Consider the following 19,682-nt stretch of genomic DNA (forward strand, 5'->3'; position numbering starts at 1 on the left):
CGAAGAAATGGTCCGTGCTGAGGAGGATTTGCGTCAACGAAATGAGGAAATCAATGCACGTGAGGAAGAACTTCGTCAAGAAGCTCGCAGATTAGCTGACATAGAAGGTATGGGTGACAATCCTGTACTTGCTGCTTTGATAAAAGAGATATCAAGAAGTAAAGACGATGAGTTACTTGAACAGGTTCGTGATGCAGAAAGCAATGGCGAATTGGAGGATGCGGGGCTTAATCGTAAATTGGTAAGAGCCTTGGTCGAGAAGACCTCTTACCAGAAGCTTATTGGCCCAGCACAAGCAAGGCTTGAAGAGTTAAAGCACCTGAGAGAGGTTAGAAAGGCACGGTATTTAGATCCGGCACAATGCAAAGCTACTTTACGTGAAGATCTTGAGGAATTAAGAAGCGCGATAAGAAACCTGCGCGACATTAGAAACCTTAATAAGGATGCCGAACCGGCATTAAGGAAGTTAGCCGCTATTACGCCTATCCATTTATTCAATCCTGGATTTCAAGCTGCGGCTAAAAAACATGCGGACGAATTGGGCAGTTATTATGAGGGCTTAGCGGCAAAGAGCACCCCTCTATTTGAGTATTTGAAGATCTTACGTGCCGACTTAAAAGATAAATTGGCTAGTCTACCTACTGATTTTGAATTAGAGGCTTTGGGCAAAGATTCGCCCCAAAAGCAAGCGATTCAGAAAAGACGGCATTCGCTCAATGTGATATTGAAAGAAATACAATCCGACTTAGATCTACACGAACCTTTACAAAAGAAATTTTATGGGGATCGCAAAGCAAACAATTCGCTTTTACAGCAAGGGATATTAGAAACATTAGAGCAAGCAAGATCGGGGGAATTTAATCTTAAATTTACGGTGTTCTCAAGCGAATATGAGGATTTTGATTTAGACAATAAAACGAATTTTCTCAGAGGCTTTGTACCGAAACTGAAAGATAAAAAAGCCACATCGCTGTTGGTGCAGGATACATCGAGTCATAACTACTATCGTACTATCTATGATCTTAAACCGGGCAAAGGTCGGTTACATACGATTAATTCAGATAATCCAAAGACAGTTGGAACACTTTTGGAGGAACAGCAACAAACAAGTTTCGATAGTGGTGTTTATAAGAAGCCTGATCCTACTAAACAACAACCAATATTTAAATATACTGTACTAGGTTTTCCTCAAGGAAGTGAAGATGATCCAGAAGTGGTGACTGGTCGTGTTCAATATGCAATTGCCACAGCGAGTCTATTGTTAACGCGCTACGGTGTCCCTCCCACGAAAGAACATCCGATTCCTATAGATGGCAGCGACCCGCTTCAACTCAAGTATATATGGACTGCATTAATCGTTCTTGGCCAGAACATGCCTGAGATGAAATTTGATCATCACGCAGTGAAAGTTCTAGATCGTACGGCTTTTGACCCTGAAGCGGAACTTAAAAAAGAATTAAAGTTAAGGAAAGGCTTTTCGGGTAAGGGTTTTTACGGTAAGAGTAGTAAATTTGCCGAAAATTCTTTTTTTGAAACGCATTTTAAAATTCAGCCGGCGCTTAAGGATTATCTCGCTGGTGCCAAAGAAGCCTCCTCTGATAAATTTGGTCATCATGAAGCCAAAGCAAAAACTAAAAAAACCTTAGAGAAAGCTACTCAAGCATTTTTTGCCCCCGAGTCAAAACGTACAGTTGAAAAGATTGAAGGAGAATTACTAAAAGGGATTCAAAGGTCGCATTAATAAAAGCGAGTAGCTTGGGCCTTGGTCTAACACTGGAAGCGCGATATTTCAAAATTGTTGGTTCTACGCTAACTACAAATTGACAGCGTCTCAATGGTCGCCCAAAATGAGCAAAGACTCATTTAAAGCGATCAGGTTATGGAATATAAAGACTATTATAAAATAATGGGACTTGAACGGGGAGCAAGCCAGGAGGAAATCAAGCGAGCCTACCGTAAATTGGCTAGAAAATATCATCCTGATGTCAGTAAGGAAGAAAATGCGGAAGCTAAATTTAAGGAGCTCGGTGAGGCATACGAAGTGCTTCGTGATCCTGAAAAACGGTCAAAATATGATCGCTATGGTCAATATTGGAAAGAACAAGAGCAAACGGGTTATCGGCCTCACGAGGAGGGTGCTTATCAACATTATCAATTCGTTGATGAGGACAGTGCTGCTGACTTCCAAGATTTTCTTGATAGTATTTTACGACAGCGCTCTGGCTTTCAGTCCAGCCCGTTTTCTAATCAAAGCAGGGATATTCATGCGAAACTCACGATCAGTTTGGAAGACAGTTTTTTAGGCACCGAAAAAACATTGCAGCTGCAAACTCCAGTGTTCGACAATCGTGGACATGCGCAATACCATGAGCGCTCGGTTCGCGTCAAAATACCGAAAGGAATTGGTGATAAACAACAAATTCGCTTAAAAGGCCAAGGAGGAAAGGGCCCTCATCATCAAGCCGGCGATTTATATATAGAAATTAATATAAGCCCCCATCCCCTATTTAGTTTGCATAATAAGGATATTCAGTTGCATGTTCCAATCACCCCTTGGGAAGCCGCTCTTGGCTCTACTATTCAGGTTCCCACACTTGCTGGCGCTGTGAATTTGAAAATTCCTAAACTATCTCAAACAGGCAAGCGGATGCGATTAAAAGGCAGAGGATTACCGGGTAGTCCTCCAGGCGATCAATACGTCATTCTGGAAATTGTTATCCCTCAAGTTGAGAATTCTCAAGCAGATAAATTGTACGAGCAACTCGCTCATACCCTTCATTTTAATCCACGCGAAAAATTAGGAGTGAGCAAATGACTGAGCATGAAAAAAAGCCCACTGCAACGGAATGTGAAGAATGGTTTTATTTATCCTTAGCTGAAGTCACTTCCTCATTCGGTGTTTCTAAGGAAACGGTGATTGAAATTGTCAATGAAGGAATCATTCCAGCACAAAAAGATGAGCATGACGAGTGGCAGTTTGATAGCGAGGCTGTGCGCTGTATTCGTACAGTGTTGCGATTAAATCGTGATTTGGGAGTAAATTTAGCGGGTGCTGCATTAGCTCTTGAATTACTCAAAGAAATTGACCGCTTGCATGCCATGCTGCGCAATAAAGGAATGGCGTAAGTTAAGAAAAATACTAAAGAATAGACTGAGCCTTGGCCCAACAGCGATGGCACAATGCACTCGGAATTGTAGGGCCAAGGTCCAACCTTGATTGTTTTAGACTAAATATGGATTAATTAAAATCAGAAACATTAAAATTTGTGCTTAAAATGGCATTTTTGATTAGGAATTCAAGTTAAGTCGTGTTAAGGTGGCGCAGCGAATCCAAAATGAGGAGAAAAGATGAAAAAATACTGTTTAACTGGCTTAATCGGATTTTGCTTTGCTGTCTTAGTAGGCTGTCAGTCATTGACGCATGAAAATTTCTTTAGAATGGGCCCATCGGATGAAACCATCACCACTTCGGTGAATTCTGCTTTTGCTAGTCATCCTGATCTTTCTACTCAGCGCATTCACATTGAAACACATAAAGGAACAGTGATTTTGAGTGGCTATGTTAAAACCATTCGTCAAAGCGATACGGCGGGCGATATCGCTGGAAAAGTTGCGGGTGTCAAATCCGTACAAAATGAACTGATTGTAAGAAAGTAACCTAACCCTTTGATCTTATTATTTTTCCGTCATTCCTACCTGTGTGGGAATGACAATAAATACCTCTACTGTCCATAAAAAATGGCAATTTTAGTGTCTAAGAAAGACCGATTATCTAATCAAAATTTTCAATGATTTTACCCTAATTCAAATAAAAGATTTATTCAAAATCACTTCTGTGTTAAGAATATATGCCTACTTTTGCGGCACGAATTTTATTCTCATTAAGTTATTCGTTTTGTTATTGGAATAAGGAAATTGCTATGTCAAATCAAACGGCCAAGATTGTTCGTTTTCATGAGCTTGGTGGTCCTGAAGTATTAAAATTAGAGAACTCACCACTACCTCAGCCTGAGAAAGGGGAGGTTCGATTGCGCGTCCATGCAATTGGTTTGAATCGAGCTGAAGCGATGTTTCGTCTTGGACGTTATCTTGTTGAACCTAGACTCCCTTCAAAGAATGGTTATGAAGCCTCTGGCGTGGTTGAAGCGGTAGGACCTGGGGTCGATAAAGGAATGATTGGTAAAAAATTCAGTTCAATCCCCTGTTTTGACCTAGGCAAATATGGTGTCTATGGGGAAGTGGCCATTTTACCTGCCTATGCGCTTGCCTCCTATCCCGAAACGCTTTCTTACGCTGAAGCAACTTCTATTTGGATGCAATACACGACCGCTTATGGTGCCCTCGTGCATTATGGAAAGCTTACCAAAGGGGATTTTGTTTTAATTACAGCAGCAAGTAGCAGTGTTGGCCTCGCTGCGATTGAAATCGCACGTGCCCAAGGTGCAGTAAGTATTGCCGTGACAAGAACGCGGAAGAAAAAAGCCGAATTACTGAAGCTGGGTGCGAATCATGTTATTGTTACTGATGAGGAAGATTTACCTTCTCGCGTAAAAGAAATTACCCAAGGAAAAGGAGCAAGAATTATTTTTGATCCTGTCGCCGGAAAAAGCATAGAAAAGCTTGCTAATGCGGTGGCAGAGAAAGGAATTATCTTTATTTACGGTAACTTGTCTAATGAGCCGATGGCTTTTCCTCTTCTTCAAGCACTGGCAAAGGGATTCTCGATTCGCGGTTATACATTGTTCGAATTAACTACCGTACCTGAGTGGCGTGAAAAAGCACAGAAATATATTTTTGATCACCTAAAAGAGGGTACTTTCAAGCCCAAAATTGCGCGCAGGTTTAATTTGGATGAAATTGCAGAAGCACATCGTTACATGGAGTCGAATGAACAAATTGGCAAAATTGTAGTAACACTATAATCGTTTAATGAGGTCAAATTCGCTGTGAAGTCGAGTTTGACTAAAAACTAATTTGTTCAAAAGAGAGAGTTTAGTTATTACGAGAGCAGTAAGTCATGAATGGTATCCCACCTTATGTAGCAAATCATAGCGTTGCAAAATTCCTTGCCAAAATCGCAATAAGGGCTTTATATTTTGAAGTGAAAGCCTATCCTAAACCGGGATTGGTTAGCTTTATTGATTCAGGTGCCCATCAGGATATGAATGGCGAAGTTCTTTTTCGTAGTCTTTTTACTTTGCGACATTATTTTTATCAAATTGTAAGTCAAGGATTAGAAAGAAAATCATTTGAAATTTTAGTGCACACGGCCCTTAATGCAGAACAGCGCATGTTGAAAAAAACAAAAGGAATTAACACCCATTGCGATGCCATTTTTATTCTAGGGTTAATCTGTGTTTCTACAGCCAGATTGACGCAAGAAAATCGATCTTTCACCCCTGCAAATCTTCATCAGCAATTATTAAACGATCGGCAAATTATTCTCACTAATCTAAACACCAGTGCCTTTGCGCGCAAAGAATTTGCGATTAGCGAAGTCAAGCAAGTCTCTATTCGTGTGTTTGAGTTGATTTTTCAATTATTGCCTGCATTCATTGCACTCTATAAGAAAACTCAATCCATGGATGCCATCTGTTTATTTGCTTATTTAGAACTTTTGGCCAGAGTTGATGATACTCATGTTCTTTTACATAAAGGGCGATTCGCGTTGGATTTTGCCCAAAAAGTTGCGGGTGAGATCTTAGCAATTGATTGTATTGAAACGCGTTTTCTCCACGCGCAAGAAGCTCACTATGCTTTTTCCCAGAAAGGAATAAGTCCGCGAGAAATTGCGAATCTGCTGGTGATTTTATTGTTTCTTGGGCAATTATTTTGTGAGCAATTGTTATGTCATTAACGGATAAATGATTTTAATTTGAACAGTATAGTTATAAAATGATATAATTTTCGTTTTTTGGAAATAGTCATTTGCAGGAGTTGTAGCATGCCTTTTTTTTATACCTCTAATCGATTCCCTTTAGACAAATTGGAATTTAAAAAATTGTCTGAAAACCTCAAATATCTTAAACAGGCTGCAATTTGGGGAGAGAGTAAGTGGGGCTATCTGCGAAATTTTCCAGGTTTGAAATTCCGTATAAAAGACATTAATGAGATAAAAGATCATTTTTATATAGTCACTTATGGTGATCACGCTGTGGGAATGTTTGCTGTGTTGGGTGGTAAAAAAATCGCGGATTGGTCAAACAAATCTTTTCCAAGTAAAGAATTAGAGTATGTCTATGTGGATGAACCATTTAGAGGTTTAGGTATCGGTAAGAAAATCATTCAGGAAGCAAAAAAAATAGCTCACGCGAAAGAAGAGCACGTTATCCTTCTTCAGACGCTTAACCCCAATTTGAATAGCTTCTATAAAAAGCACGGCGCTAAAGAAGTAGGGGAGCAAAAATTTCTTGAGATACCCACAGAGGTTCTAGCCATTAGCTAATAACAGCTCACTGGGAGCTAATTCGTTAGCTAAATGCTGTAATCAGGTGCCCCTCCTCGCCTATATACAAGCACAGTACGCTCAAAAGACATGAAGATTTCTTTATGCTGATTAATACCTCTGGTCTCGACTGTCACGATGCCCTGGGTGGGTCTTGAGACGGATTCTCGTTTAGCCTTTATTTCGCTTTCGGCATAAATGGTATCTCCCTCAAAAACAGGTTTTAGCAGTTTGACTTTATCCCAAGCAAGATTAGCGACCACTTTTTTAGAAATGGTGTTCACTGTCATTCCTGTGATGATGGCTAAAGTAAACGTGCTGTTTACTAAAGGTTTTTTCCATTCAGTTTGTTCGGCATAATGGGCATCGAAATGAAGTTGAGCGGTATTCATTGTCAGTAAAGTAAACCAGATATTATCATTTTGAGTAATTGTCCTGCCGGGACGGTGTTCGATAATTTGCCCTACTGTAAAATCCTCAAAATAAAAACCAAAATCTTCACGGAAGCGGTTATTGCCAAGAGAGAGATAACTTTGATTAGTCATGTTCATTTCCTTTGATCGCTTTTGCCAGTTGCAGTAACTGCTGAGCATGTGTATAGACAGGGATATCAATCATTTCTCCTTGATATTGGCAGGCTTTTCCACCTGCGTGCTCAAAGAGGCTAACGATTTTTTTAGCTCTGTCGATTTGCTCTTTCGTGGGAGCAAAATTTTGTCTTATGGGTGCTATTTGTTTAGGATGAATAGCCAATTTGCCCTTAAATCCAAGTTGTTTGGCTTTTATTGTCTCTGAAATCAATTCCTGTTCATTGGCAAAATCGAAAAAGGGAGAATCGATTGCGGGTATATGCGTTAAGGCGGCTGCTTGAATAATTTGCGAGCGAGCGAACAATAAAGCGTCCCAATTTAAATGACAACCGACATCCGCTGCAAAATCAGCCGCGCCAAAGAAAAGCCCAGACACGGGCGAATTGGTTACGATAGAAGGAAGTTGGTGAATACCTTTGCTGGTTTCGATTAAGGCAAATAATTGAATTTTTCTTGCCTCCAGCTGAAGTGCTTTATAAATCATCGTTAATTCTTCAGCATTTTCTGTTTTGGGATACATAATGGCATCTAAAACAAGATTGGTTTGCTTAAAAGCAAGCAAATCGGCTAAACCAGCTTCACTGGTGATGTGGTTTATCCGAACGATGAGAGGTAGGGAAGAAGGCGCTTTTTGCAATAAAAATTGCAATACGTTATCCCGTGCTTGATTTTTTTCTTCAAGAGGTACTGCATCTTCAAGCTCTAAGATAAGGCCATTAGCTCCAGAAGCCAATGCTTTACTGAAACGTTCAGGCTTATTACCTGGAGTGAATAAAAGTGCTGGTGAAATGGATAAGTCCATTGAGTTGTCCTTAGATAAATCCTTGTTGTTTTGCCTGTTGTTGTAACTGATCCCTAAACGAGGGATGAGCAATTTTAATCAGTTGATGTGTTCTTTCAGTCGTCGAACGCCCTTTTAATTGCGCTATTCCATATTCTGTGACTACATAATCAATGTCAAGACGGGTGTCTGTTGCAATTGAAGAGAGCCTGGGCACAATTCGCGATAAGCTACCTTTTTTAGCTGTCGAGCTACTGGCAATGATGGTTTTTCCGCCTTCCGAATAATGAACTCCTCGAATAAAATCCAATTGTCCCCCAACACCAGAGAATTGATGACCAATGAATTCAGCATTCACTTGGCCACTAAAATCAATTTCAATAAAGGCATTGACTGAAGTCATTAAATTATTTTTTCCAATAATACAAGGCTCGTTAACATAGGAAACAGGAAGGCAAACCATTGATGGATTAAGATTAATAAAATCATACAGTTGTTTATCACCAATAGCGAAGGTAAACACATTGATGTAGGGGTTTAGGGTTTTATGGGTATTGGTGACAACGCCTTTTTTAATTAAATCGATCATGCCGGCTGTAATCACTTCCGTGTGGATGCCCAGGTTTTTGTGCCCACTGAGCTGTTCACACACGGCGTTAGGTACGCCACCTATTCCCATTTGAATGGTGGCGCCGTCAGGTATCAGAGAAGTAATGTGTTGACCAATTTGTTTATCCAATTCGCTGGCAGGTTTTGATGGCTCTTCAAGCAAAGCAGTCGTGTTTTCAATCAGTGCATCCACTTCATTAATATGGAGGAGGGTAGAACCTGCTGTTCTTGGCATGTTTTCATTGACTTCAACAATGAGCTTATCGGCATAGCGTGCTAACTCAATGGCATAATCGCCATTGGTTCCTAAGTTGAAAAAACCATACTGATCCATTGGGGCTACAGTCATCATAAAGGCATCCAGCTTGGTAACTTCTTTGATTGTGCTGGGGTAACGACTGAAGCTCACAGGAACGAAGTTAATGTATTTTTTACCCAGCGCGTAACCTCGTTCTGCAAGTAGAACTTCACCCTTAGACATCATTGAGGAATAGGGTTTGATAACAGAAAGTAGGTCTTCTTGAAAGATGGTTTGTAAGGCTACATCACCACAGCGAAGATAATAAACCTTGACTTCTTGTAGATCACCCGCCTTGGCTCGTTCTGCCAATGCATGGCATAAAGCAGGAGGTGTTGCGACGCGCATTCCCATGGAAATAGCCGCTTTTTTGGGAATTAATTGAATGGCTTCTTCAGCAGAACACAACTTCTGTTGATATAGTTTGTCAAAGTGCATTTCCTCATCCTTGTTTTAAGCAGAACTCCGTTCCGCATACTTTAGCTTCCGAAAGTAAAGGTATAAATTTCCACCCCAGGCTCTGAAGTTATAATCTGTAATAGACCGCTAGTAAACTGCTTGTTGACTACGACTTCATAGATGGAATCCTTGCCGACTAAGATATTCCCCTTATTGACATCTTTCCCTGCATCTTCCAGCAGTGCTTTACCATTTAAAAGCACCTGAATTTTAATGGGTTTTCCTGTAGGATTACTCATTACCATAAACACTTTGCGCGCATTAAAATGTATTTCAAGGGAAGCATTCGCAGCGCCTGCAATGATCTTATCTTCGCTCACTTGCCACGCACCTTGCAAGGCCCAAGCGTTAAGCGGAAGTTGTGTAGGAAAAGAATATTGAGCTATTTTATCATGGACTAAATAAGGACTTAGACTTCGATTAGCACGGGCATATCCTAGGTAGGTTTCTGGTGTTTCAAGAGAAGAATAAAGGCGGCGAGTCATAGTCAGTTGTTCTTGAGGTAATTTATCAATCCCTAACAAAAAGCGAATATTGTTTTCGGTGGTCTCGTAAGCTTCTTCGCCGTAATGTTGATAAACAACTTCCCCTTGTTGATCAATTAAATAATGGGCAGGCCAATAATGGTTATTATAATTGCGCCAGGTGGTGAATTGGTTGTCAAGTGCTACGGGATAAAGAATGCCATTGCGTTTGACCGCGCTTTCCACATTGTTCAAATTTTTTTCAAAAGCAAATTCGGGTGAATGAATACCAATGATTACGAGCCCTCTATCACGATATTTTTGATACCACTCTTTCAAATAAGGCAAAGTTCTGACACAGTTGATGCATGAGTAAGTCCAGAAATCAATAAGCACCACTTTCCCTTTTAAATGATCCATTGTGAGTGGCGGTGAATTAATCCAAGCCTCGATGTCCTCAATGGCAGGGGCCTTATAGGGAATCCATAGTGCATTCTCCAGCGAGGTCGCTGGATGAGTGGTAGTTTCAGGTACCGTGTAGTCAGCAGAATACCCTCTTTCTTGGTAGAGCATATAACCTACACTTGCAATAATTATGACACCTAATAGTTTGCGAAAAAGAATTGTTTTTTGCTTTAAAAAAGTAAAAGTTTCAATCAGTTTTCTTCCATAAAGAGCAATGATAAACATCGGAATTGCTGCGCCCAAAGCGAAAGCGAGTAGAATGAAAAAACTCACGAGGGTTGTTTTTTGAATAACCGTTTGCACAATTACAGCCGCGAGAATGGGACCAGCACAAGGCGTCCAGATAATGGAGATCAAGCCCCCTAAAAAAAAACCGCTGTAGAATCCTCCTTGAGGATTATTGGCTGAAGAAAATGTTGATCCCATATGGGCGAGACGCTGAGTGAAGTGACTCAATTTCTCACTCAAATAGGAGGAAATCATTATGAGACCTAATAGCAGTAAAATAAGGTAAGAGATATGGCGAAGGGCATCTAAATTAATGCCTATGTATTGAACAAATTGACGTGAGAAAAAAGCAAACAAAGCAAAGATAATCGTAAAACCGCTAATAATTCCAAGTGGCCGCTTTTTGGAATTGACCAAGGAGCTTGCAAGTACAATAGGCAAGATGGGAAGAATACAAGGGGAAATAATAAGTCCAAATCCTTCGATAAAGCCTAAAAGGATACTTATCAACTCAGATCGCATCGCATTGCTCTCACGTCGGTTTTGGCTGTTTTATACTGTTATGATGAGGAGGTTTTGCTTCTGTGTCTAAAAAAGCCAAAACTGACTCCTTAATTCGTATATTATTAAGCTTAGCAGCTTAAAGGCATTCCATGAGTTGAAATGCCGAGCATTCTTTTGGTCCCACATGGATAGATGGTGGCTTTTTTTGCGAGTGAGCATTCTTCTTACGGAGGTGTGTCCAATACCCCATTTTCTAGCACTCTCTGACTTTTCCCTTTTTAAATAAGAAAATGACTTCATTTTCATATTTTATGACATTAACTGGCCAACTATGTGTCTTTCTTTTCATTATAAATTTCAATCATTAACCAATCTTTGGAAAAGCAAACCTACTGCTGGGCTTTAAGCCTGCGCAATACTTGGGGGCATATCCTATTTCGTGGGCTAAGTTTTGTTTTACCAGTTTCATCACGCTCATTAACATTTTTTTGTGAAATCCCTGCATCGTCCCCCGCGAAGCTAAATAGGCAAAATAAACATCCAAGCAAGGCGCGTACACCACCATGCTTGTATACCCTGGTGCTAAACCTGGTACAAAAAAGATTAAGCCTTCAGGGGTATTCATTCTAAATAATCCAAAACTATAGGCAGTTTGTGTGACTGTATGACTATTTTCTCCATTATCAGTACTTACAAATTGTGTCAATTTTGTTATGGGAAATCCATTAAGATCGTTTCGGTTAAAGAGCTGGAACATCCATTTCGTTAGATCTTCTACGTTTGAGACAATCCCTCCTGCTCCCTGCAACCATGAGGTATTAATTTGTGTTTGATCATAGATTGCATAATATCCATGAGCCATTTTATTCATTATTGATTTTGGAGGGTTTCCACTCAAAAAATAACTATTTTTAAGCCCATTCTCGTTTATGAGATTTTTCATTAAGATATTGAGGGAATGGCCTGCTTCTTTACTGACAATCATCCCTAATAGCACATAATTAGTATTGGAATAGGCCCAATTCGATCCTGGTTTAAAATTTTCCGGCATGGAGTAAGCGATATTGATAAGTGATTTTGCAGACCACTCTTTATGTGGATTACTAACGAGCTTTTTCCACCATCCCTTTGTTTGATCGTAATCGGGTATTCCACTTGTTTGATTAATTAATTGCTCAATTGTAACTCTTGCCCATTTTTTATATTGTGGAAAAAATTTTCCAATTGTATCTGATTTCTTAATGTGATTTTCAATGATTGCTTTAGCGACTAATGCGGCGGTAAAAGTTTTGGTAATGCTTGCTACCTGAAATAGGTTACTGTTTGTAATCCTTTTTCTATTTCCCATTTCTGTTGTTCCTGCATGAATAACAATAGGTTGATCTTCATTGGGAAGTTTTATAGCAAGAGAAATTGCATTGATATTAAATTCTTTTTTGGTTTGTAAAATAGATTGACGCAATTGTTTTGTAAGAAGTGTTTTGTGATATTGCCCTGCAAATATTGCTGATTTTAAACAAAACATATGGATAAGAAATATCATTACCTTATATAAATTTGGATGCTTCGCACATTCTTTTAAACTTTCTTTTAGCCGAGTAAGGCTAAACTTTTCGGCTACAGCTCGATTAATTTCATCGGTGATGGTTTTTTTGCAGCCTATTTTTTCATGGGCATCAATTTGCAAGTCCAAATTTTGCTCTAATGTTGAAACTCGTGCATAGCTAATTTTCATAGTCAGTTAATATTCAGTTAAATCTTAGGAAAGTCGATTGGGATATCGAATTCTCAGTAATAAGAAGTGATTACTAGACCCCAAGGATGGTCACCCTATTCGCTATTGTTAAGGCCTAAATCAAAATTTTTCTTGCAACAATAACTAAGAAAAAAATGATAGGGTGCATATCCCATTTTATACTACGAAATCATTCGCCGTAAAATATCATCCTTATTAACAAAATGATGCTTCAAGGCGGCTAAGGTATGCAAGATTATCGTGACGATGAGCCCATAGCCAATCCAACGATGAAGTGCTTCAAATAAATGTCGGTTCTCCTCGTTTGGGGCAACTAAGTCGGGCAAAGTGAATAAACCAAAAAAAGAAGCAGGTAATCCAGCTGAGGAGGTAATAAGCCATCCGGTGAGCGGCATAGCTAACATAAAACCATAAAAGGCCCAATGGACTGTGCGTGCCGCGATTTTTTCCCATAGGGGAAGCGATAGGGCAGGGGTAATGTTTATTAAACGCCATCCAAGTCTAATAATGACTAATGCGAGAGCGAGCAATCCGTATTCTTTATGCCAACCATACAATTTAAGTTTTTCAAGGCTAATTGGTAGCTCAACCATGTACAAACCTAAAATGAGCAATCCAATGATCAAAAGGGCAATAATCCAATGAAGAAGAATGGCTACTGTACCAAAATGCGTTTCAGTGTTTTTTATTCGCATCCATACCTCTCCTTTGTCAGCTCCGCCTATAAACACTCCGTAATACTTAGCTCCGCTAGTAATCCGGATTGAATCCATCCTTTTAATAATGAGGCTGCTCGCAGACCTACTTCGGCCTCCTCAAGCCATTTGCAAAGTCCTTCACATAATTCGCCGAATGTTGCGCCTCTAATTAAAGCATCCAATGCCCAAGCTTCCTCTTCTCCAAGGGAGTAAAAGCGGTTGAGGTATTCGTTTCGCCACAAAACCCAAGGGATAATATCAGCGCTTTTCATTGGGGGTGCTGGAGATTGTTCATTGGATATCGCTTCCCATATTTTCACCACATCCCAGGCAAAATCCATGCGCTGGAGTGAAGCATGGGGCCTAAATCGGAGATGAGGCCAGGCTTCTGGAGGAACGGATGCCATTTGCTCAATTTTTAATACCCCTTCATCGGCAGCATCAAAGCTAAGTGTCATTTTCCACTCAAATTCGGCCAATTCAGCTAAATAAGGTTTGCTATTTCTTTTTAAATACTCTGCGAATTGATCTCCATACCAACGTATCGATCGGTAGGAAGAAGGGTGATGGGTAATGTAATTTTCCCCTAATTTATAAAATTCGTCTCTACCCAAATAAAGTTCAAGAACGGGGAAATTAGCAGCTAGCGATTCTAATAAGCGATAGCGATAAGAATCGAGGTAAATGGCGAGCCTTTGCTCGATTGAGACTTTTTCTGTGGCCACAATCCATTGGGGAATTGCTGATTGACCTTTTAGCAAATAGCTTTGAAACTGATCTTGTAAGTGAAGTAAATCAGTCATGCTAATAGCTCTTTGTCATGTATTTTGTCGACGATTTTCCTTGCTTGATCCAATTCCGCTATTAATTCAGCTAAAGGAGGAATTTTGTCGTCTCGTTCAATCATGGTGGAAACCAGGCCTAATTTGGTAATGGTTTTCGCGTAAAGATCCCAGACTGGCTGAATGATAGGCGCATCATGAGTATCAATAATATAATCACCATAATTTGAATGACCTGCGAGATGAATTTGCATCACTCGTTCGGGGGGTATCCCATTTAAGTAGTCCAGTGCATGGAATTCATGATTAATTGAACTCACATAGATATTATTCACATCCAGTAGAATATAGCAGTCAGCTTGCTCGGCAATTTCAGAAATAAATTCCCATTCAGTCATTTCGGATTGAATAAAAGTAAGATAACTCGAAACATTTTCAATAAGGATACGTTGTCCCAAATAATCTTGTACTTCACGAATTCGTGAAACAATGTGCTTTATCGCTTCTTCAGTATAAGGAATAGGCAACAAATCATGCATATTGAGACCCTGGACGCCAGTCCAGCATAAATGGTCTGAAATCCACACCGGATTGACACGTGTTGCTAATGTTTTTAAATCTTTAAGGTAATTTCGATCAAGTGGATCAGTACTACCAATGGATAGAGAAACACCATGCATTACTACGGGGTAGTTTTCACGAATTCTATCTAAAAAATACAGCGGCCTACCGCCAGGAATTAAATAATTTTCGGTTAGAATCTCAAACCAATCTATCTGGGGTTTGTGGAGCAAAATGTCCTCATAATGTTCAGGTCGTAATCCTAAACCAAATCCGAGATAGGGTAATTTTCGTTGTTCTGCTGTGGTGTAAGTCATTTATCAGAATCCAGGTATGCCTTAGGCATACCTGGTACCAATCTGTTATTGAGATTGAGACTGTGAGCCGCTGCCTGACTCGCTGCTGCCGCTCGCGTTAGACGCTTCAACAGTACCACCGGCTTTTTCACATTGGTCTTTAGTCATTTGCGCTAAACCTTGGCCTTTGCAAGAATTTTGGCCTTTGCAAGAGTTAGTCGCTGATTTGCAGCTGCCTTGTCCCTTACAAGCGTTAACACCTTTACAATTAACCATAGTAGAAGATGCATCAGAAGAAGATGCATACACGGGTGCCATTGCAAACATTGCTGCAGCACCTAATGCTAGAACTGTACCAGTCGCTTTTACCTTATTCATAAAAAGTTCCTTTTAGATTTTACAAAAAATTACGAAAGAGCTATGAGTTCTGGACTAATAGCTTCCACAGTGTAGATATGAAAAATTGATACTGTCAAGGTGTTTAGCATTGAATTTTTTATAATTTTTAGTTAACCAGCTCGTCATAGGTGTTGTCAATATCAACGAAGCTTATGGCTCTTCATAAGCCGCGATTGCTGCTTTCACCTGAGGCCGTTTCCCGATCGTTTTATACCATTGCATTAAATTCGGAAATTGTTCCGCACTAATCGGGGTTTCATAGAAATTTTCATAGCAGTAAAGCCAAGGCCAGATGGCCATGTCAGCAATGGTGTAATCCGTGCCACTGATGTAGGGATGTTGCTCCAGTTGTTTATCCATGACGCCCATCAGACGCAAGACTTCATCGGCATAGCGTTTTTTTGCATAAGGTATGTCTTCGGATGCATAGCGATGAAAATGACCATATTGACCGAACATTGGTCCAATATGCCCAACTTGAAAATAACACCATTTCAGTACAGTAAATCTAGATTTCAGTTCTTCAGGCAAAAAGCGATGATGCTTTTCGCCAAGGTATTGGAGAATAGCAACGCTCTCGAAAAGGTAAAAATCCATTTCAGGATCATAGATAACGGGAATTTTATTGTTGGGAGAGATACGTAAAAATTCAGGCGTAAATTGCTCCCCTTCCCGAATATTAATCAAGGTAATTTCATAGGGAACTTTTAGTTCTTCGAGCATGATGGTGGGTTTAATTCCGTTTGGCGTGCCGAGTGAATACAGTTTGTACATTTTTGTCGTCCTTGAGCGGTAGTTTTATTCTTTTGCCGTCGTCCCACAGTTTGTCTCGGAACATCGAGTCAACTAGAGCGATGACGTTTTTATTTTATATTACTATACCCAAGATAGTTTCGAATGGGAATCGTGGTTAAGGTGGAGAGGCCGATGAAATTTTAACAATATGCTCGAATCAAACCCCATGGGGTTTGATCCAGCCCATAAGGAATGCTAAAAATAGGAATAAAAATAGGGTCAATGATAGCGCGATACGCCAGGTGAGTGCTTTCACAGTCCGTTTTGTTTTACCCTCATCACGAACGAGGAAGACAAGGCCGCTGCCTAAGGCAAATAAAATAATCAACATAACGACAAAGATGATTGCTTTAGCGAACATTTGCTATACTCCCGAAACTGCAAAGTTGGGTATTTAAAAAGATGGTCAGTGTAACCTGTTTTAATCGTTGTTTCACGTTAAATTGGCGTATCGCTATGCTCGCTTTTTTAATGATTCTTTTTTTCACGCGGTTGGGATTTTGGCAATTAGGCCGTGCGGAAGAAAAAAAACACATGTTGATCACACAAGCCAGTTATGCAAAGCAAAGGCCTCTCGTTTGGAAAGCAGGGATGGACATTCCTCAGCAATATCAGCAAGTAGAGATTGAGGGCAATTATTTACCTACCATTTTTCTCTTAGATAATCAGCATTATCATCATCAGTTCGGCTATCATGTGCTTAGCCCTGTGCAATTAAACGACGATGATAAGGTGGTCTTGGTTGACCGAGGCTGGATAGCGGGTGAAGTGAATCGTCAAGTATTGCCAGAAGTGATCGTGCCAACGACGTTAATGAAGTTAACCGGTTATGCCTATTTTCCATCCGAAAAAAATTGGGTTTTAGGACAGAGTTATGAAAAGCGAACAGCCAATGTAACAATTATTGAACGCATCGATACAAAATTAATAGGTCAGTTTTTGCATAAATCAGTTTATCCGTTTATCATTCGCCTCAACAAAGAGGCTGCTCAGGAATTTGTGCGAGAATGGCCTGTAGTAGCCATGCCTCCAGAGCGGCATTATGCTTATGCTCTACAGTGGTTTGCGATGGCATTGGTGATTTTAATCCTTTTCATTGCTTTGAATTTGAAGAAAAAAGATGACTAAGCGCAATTATTTAATCTTATTAGTACTGGCTTTACTTTTTGCGGCCCCAGGCCTGACGGCTTATTTGTATTATCGTAATCCTCAATGGCTTATTGTGAATACAACAAACAAGGGAACTTTGTTGAACCCACCTGTCTTACTTAGCCCCATGGAGGATGGCAAGAAAAAGTGGCGATTTGTTCTTTGGTACCCTAAAAATTGTGACGTTGACTGCTTGCAAAAGACAGATCAGTTAGCTCGCATCAGACTGGCGCTAGGGCGACATTTATATGAAGTCGACCAATGGTTATTGCTCAATGAAGACTGCCAGCCAATGCAAACTGCAGCCGCACAAGCGCTGCGAGAACAAGATATTCATGTATCCCGTTTATCAAAGAAGAGTTTAGAGCATTTGCCGATCCTTACGGATACACCCAAGGTGTTTATTGCCAATCCTCAGGGTTACTTGGTGTTGACTTACGTTGAAAATGCCAAGCCTGGAGACATTTATCACGATATTAAACGATTGTTAAGTACAGAAAAGAGTGGGTAACGATGCAATTTACAGCAATACGATATGCGATAACGTTAGCGGTACTTTTGGCATTAGTGGTGGTTATGTTAGGGGCATACACGCGACTAACTGATGCGGGATTAGGTTGTCCCGATTGGCCAGGTTGTTATGGCCATATGGTGCTTCCAAGTACCCAAAATGAATTGCAATCCGCGCAGAATCAATATCCGCAAATTCCCATTGAGGCGCATAAGGCGTGGACAGAGATGGTTCATCGTTATGCGGCAGGTACCCTTGGACTTCTTATTCTCTTTATTACGGGTGCAATCGTTTGGCGTCGCTTTCAAGGGATTCGCTTGCCTTGGCAATTATCATTCATTTTAATTCTTTTAGTTTTATTTCAGGCTGCATTAGGAATGTGGACTGTGACAATGAAACTATTGCCGGTTGTTGTGATGGGGCATTTATTAGGAGGAATCTTAATTTTTTCATGCCTTAGCCGGTTGCGGTTACAATTCAGTGCTGCACAACCCATTTGTCTACCACAATGGCGTTTTTGGATTTTACTCGGTGTAATTATTGTTTTTTTGCAAATTGCTTTAGGCGGATGGGTGAGTTCCAATTATGCAGGCATAGCCTGTATAGGATTTCCGCAATGCAACGGCCAATGGTTACCTGAATTGCATGTTATCCAAGGATTTAACTTGTTTTCACCGATAGGGGCCAACTATCAAGGAGGAGTGCTTGATAACGATATTCGTATGACCATCCAATATATCCATCGTTTAGGAGCCGTAATTACTGCAGTGTATGTTTTAACTTTGTCTTCGTTATTACTGGCGAAGATTAAAAGCGATGCTTTACGCCGATTGGCGGTGATTGCCCTTCTGTTAGTTATTGTGCAATTTATTCTCGGCATAATGAATGTTATTTATCTACTGCCTTTATGGGTTGCTGTTGCTCACAACGGCATTGCTGCTCTCCTAATGGCGACACTCTTAATGATGCTCTATCTCACGCAAAGGAGGCTTGATGATGGATGCTAATGCAGAGTCAGGTTTAAGTAAAATAAATTGGCGAGACTACATGGAGCTTTGTAAGCCCAGAGTCGTTGCCCTTATGCTGTTGACGGTGGTTGTCGGGATGTATTTAGCGGTGCCTGGATGGGTGCCAATCCCTATTCTTATCGCCTCATTGGTGGGTATCGGACTGTGTGCCGGTTCCGCTGCGGCAATTAACCACTTAGTTGATAAACGTATTGATGCCATTATGGCACGCACCAAACGAAGGCCAATTGCAGGAGGTAGGGTATCCGTCAGACAAGCGCTGTATTTTGCAACCCTACTCGCAACCTTAGGATTAGCTATTCTTATTATTTTCGTGAATGTTTTAACCGCCATCTTAACTTTTGTAACCTTGATAGGATACGCTGGGATTTATACCGGTTATTTAAAGCGCGCTACGCCTCAAAATATTGTCATTGGTGGTCTAGCAGGAGCAGCACCACCCTTATTAGGCTGGACTGCGGTCACTAATCAGTTGGATCCGCAGGCATTGCTTTTAGTATTAATCATTTTTACTTGGACTCCTCCCCATTTTTGGGCATTAGCAATCTATCGAATCGAAGAGTATAAGCATGCTGAAATCCCCATGTTGCCGGTTACGCATGGTGTCGCTTTTACAAAATTAAACGTCCTTTTGTACACCATTTTGCTGTTGGTGGTGACGAGTTTACCTTTTGTGGTAGGGATGAGTGGTTGGTTATACCTCATGGGAGCAAGTTTATTAGGTATACGATTTTTATATTGGGCCATTGCTTTATATCGCTCCGAACGACCCGCAATGGCTATGCGTACTTTTCGTTTCTCCATTGTTTATTTGATGATGTTATTTGTCTTTTTATTGATTGATCATTATATCTAAGGGGATAA

General features: G+C 40.4%; 22 protein-coding genes. 11 read left to right on the forward strand and 11 right to left on the reverse strand.

Annotation, left to right across the window (positions count from 1 at the left end; genetic code table 11):
- The 7 genes from B5D33_RS16480 to B5D33_RS00040 all read left to right on the forward strand — a co-directional run.
- The coding region (locus tag B5D33_RS16480) for a coiled-coil domain-containing protein (protein WP_176119734.1) at nt 1–1,741 on the forward strand (1,741 nt) is incomplete at its 5' end.
- A 138-nt stretch (nt 1,742–1,879) separates the two neighbouring features.
- On the forward strand, nt 1,880–2,815 hold the full coding sequence (locus B5D33_RS00015; protein WP_058450896.1) for a DnaJ C-terminal domain-containing protein: 936 nt from the start codon (nt 1,880–1,882) through the stop codon (nt 2,813–2,815).
- Nucleotides 2,812–3,126: a chaperone modulator CbpM gene (locus B5D33_RS00020; RefSeq protein ID WP_058450897.1), complete on the forward strand. Its 315-nt coding sequence runs from the start codon at nt 2,812–2,814 to the stop codon at nt 3,124–3,126. The genes B5D33_RS00015 and B5D33_RS00020 overlap by 4 nt, the downstream gene beginning before the upstream one ends.
- 222 nt (nt 3,127–3,348) lie before the next feature.
- Entirely contained in the window at nt 3,349–3,657 is a 309-nt protein-coding gene (locus B5D33_RS00025; protein ID WP_058450898.1) for a BON domain-containing protein, read from the forward strand.
- 263 nt (nt 3,658–3,920) lie between these two features.
- Nucleotides 3,921–4,922 carry a zinc-dependent alcohol dehydrogenase family protein gene (locus B5D33_RS00030; protein WP_058450899.1) on the forward strand — a complete coding sequence of 334 codons (1,002 nt, stop codon included), beginning with the start codon at nt 3,921–3,923 and terminating at the stop codon, nt 4,920–4,922.
- 95 nt (nt 4,923–5,017) lie between these two features.
- A complete protein-coding gene (locus B5D33_RS00035; RefSeq protein ID WP_058450900.1) occupies nt 5,018–5,857 on the forward strand; it encodes a triphosphoribosyl-dephospho-CoA synthase in 840 nt (279 codons plus the stop codon).
- 87 nt (nt 5,858–5,944) lie between these two features.
- Nucleotides 5,945–6,445 carry a GNAT family N-acetyltransferase gene (locus tag B5D33_RS00040; protein ID WP_058450901.1) on the forward strand — a complete coding sequence of 167 codons (501 nt, stop codon included), beginning with the start codon at nt 5,945–5,947 and terminating at the stop codon, nt 6,443–6,445.
- Between the two features lie 29 nt (nt 6,446–6,474).
- On the opposite strand, the gene B5D33_RS00045 is transcribed toward B5D33_RS00040, so the two are convergent.
- From B5D33_RS00045 to B5D33_RS00095, 11 genes are all read right to left on the reverse strand, one after another.
- A complete protein-coding gene (locus B5D33_RS00045) occupies nt 6,475–6,990 on the reverse strand; it encodes a MaoC/PaaZ C-terminal domain-containing protein (RefSeq protein WP_058450902.1) in 516 nt (171 codons plus the stop codon).
- Nucleotides 6,983–7,837: an HpcH/HpaI aldolase/citrate lyase family protein gene (locus B5D33_RS00050; RefSeq protein ID WP_058450903.1), complete on the reverse strand. Its 855-nt coding sequence runs from the start codon at nt 7,835–7,837 to the stop codon at nt 6,983–6,985. Before B5D33_RS00050 ends, B5D33_RS00045 begins: the two co-directional genes overlap by 8 nt.
- 10 nt (nt 7,838–7,847) lie before the next feature.
- A complete protein-coding gene (locus tag B5D33_RS00055; protein WP_058450904.1) occupies nt 7,848–9,161 on the reverse strand; it encodes an acetyl-CoA hydrolase/transferase family protein in 1,314 nt (437 codons plus the stop codon).
- 41 nt (nt 9,162–9,202) lie between these two features.
- A complete protein-coding gene (locus B5D33_RS00060) occupies nt 9,203–10,861 on the reverse strand; it encodes a cytochrome c biogenesis protein DipZ (protein WP_058450905.1) in 1,659 nt (552 codons plus the stop codon).
- Nucleotides 10,862–11,207: 346 nt separating this feature from the next.
- Nucleotides 11,208–12,578 (reverse strand): serine hydrolase, encoded by a 1,371-nt coding sequence (locus B5D33_RS00065; RefSeq protein ID WP_058450906.1) that lies wholly within the window; start codon nt 12,576–12,578, stop codon nt 11,208–11,210.
- Nucleotides 12,579–12,760: 182 nt separating this feature from the next.
- Complete coding sequence (locus tag B5D33_RS00070) at nt 12,761–13,294, reverse strand: cytochrome b (protein WP_058450907.1); 534 nt, start codon at nt 13,292–13,294, stop codon at nt 12,761–12,763.
- A 26-nt stretch (nt 13,295–13,320) separates the two neighbouring features.
- Nucleotides 13,321–14,100, reverse strand: coding sequence for an HvfC/BufC N-terminal domain-containing protein (locus B5D33_RS00075; protein WP_058450908.1), 780 nt, complete (start codon nt 14,098–14,100; stop codon nt 13,321–13,323).
- Complete coding sequence (bufB, locus tag B5D33_RS00080) at nt 14,097–14,957, reverse strand: MNIO family bufferin maturase (RefSeq protein ID WP_058450909.1); 861 nt, start codon at nt 14,955–14,957, stop codon at nt 14,097–14,099. Before bufB ends, B5D33_RS00075 begins: the two co-directional genes overlap by 4 nt.
- Nucleotides 14,958–15,002: 45 nt before the next feature.
- Nucleotides 15,003–15,314 (reverse strand): BufA2 family periplasmic bufferin-type metallophore, encoded by a 312-nt coding sequence (bufA2, locus tag B5D33_RS00085; protein ID WP_058450910.1) that lies wholly within the window; start codon nt 15,312–15,314, stop codon nt 15,003–15,005.
- Between the two features lie 171 nt (nt 15,315–15,485).
- Entirely contained in the window at nt 15,486–16,109 is a 624-nt protein-coding gene (locus tag B5D33_RS00090) for a glutathione S-transferase N-terminal domain-containing protein (protein ID WP_058450911.1), read from the reverse strand.
- 178 nt (nt 16,110–16,287) lie between these two features.
- A complete protein-coding gene (locus B5D33_RS00095) occupies nt 16,288–16,491 on the reverse strand; it encodes a twin transmembrane helix small protein (RefSeq protein ID WP_058450912.1) in 204 nt (67 codons plus the stop codon).
- Nucleotides 16,492–16,532: 41 nt separating this feature from the next.
- Here B5D33_RS00095 and B5D33_RS00100 point away from each other — a divergent pair, with 41 nt between their 5' ends.
- Genes B5D33_RS00100 through cyoE form a run of 4 tightly spaced genes read left to right on the forward strand, consistent with a single transcriptional unit; the run spans nt 16,533 to nt 19,674 of the window.
- Nucleotides 16,533–17,258 (forward strand): SURF1 family protein, encoded by a 726-nt coding sequence (locus B5D33_RS00100; protein ID WP_058450913.1) that lies wholly within the window; start codon nt 16,533–16,535, stop codon nt 17,256–17,258.
- Nucleotides 17,251–17,790 carry a hypothetical protein gene (locus B5D33_RS00105; RefSeq protein WP_058450914.1) on the forward strand — a complete coding sequence of 180 codons (540 nt, stop codon included), beginning with the start codon at nt 17,251–17,253 and terminating at the stop codon, nt 17,788–17,790. Before B5D33_RS00100 ends, B5D33_RS00105 begins: the two co-directional genes overlap by 8 nt.
- Nucleotides 17,791–17,792: 2 nt before the next feature.
- Nucleotides 17,793–18,797: a COX15/CtaA family protein gene (locus tag B5D33_RS00110; protein WP_058450915.1), complete on the forward strand. Its 1,005-nt coding sequence runs from the start codon at nt 17,793–17,795 to the stop codon at nt 18,795–18,797.
- A complete protein-coding gene (cyoE, locus tag B5D33_RS00115) occupies nt 18,787–19,674 on the forward strand; it encodes a heme o synthase (protein WP_058450950.1) in 888 nt (295 codons plus the stop codon). Before B5D33_RS00110 ends, cyoE begins: the two co-directional genes overlap by 11 nt.
- Nucleotides 19,675–19,682 lie beyond the last annotated feature (8 nt).

Source organism: Legionella maceachernii (genome assembly GCF_900167045.1).
GTDB classification, from domain to species: domain Bacteria; phylum Pseudomonadota; class Gammaproteobacteria; order Legionellales; family Legionellaceae; genus Tatlockia; species Tatlockia maceachernii.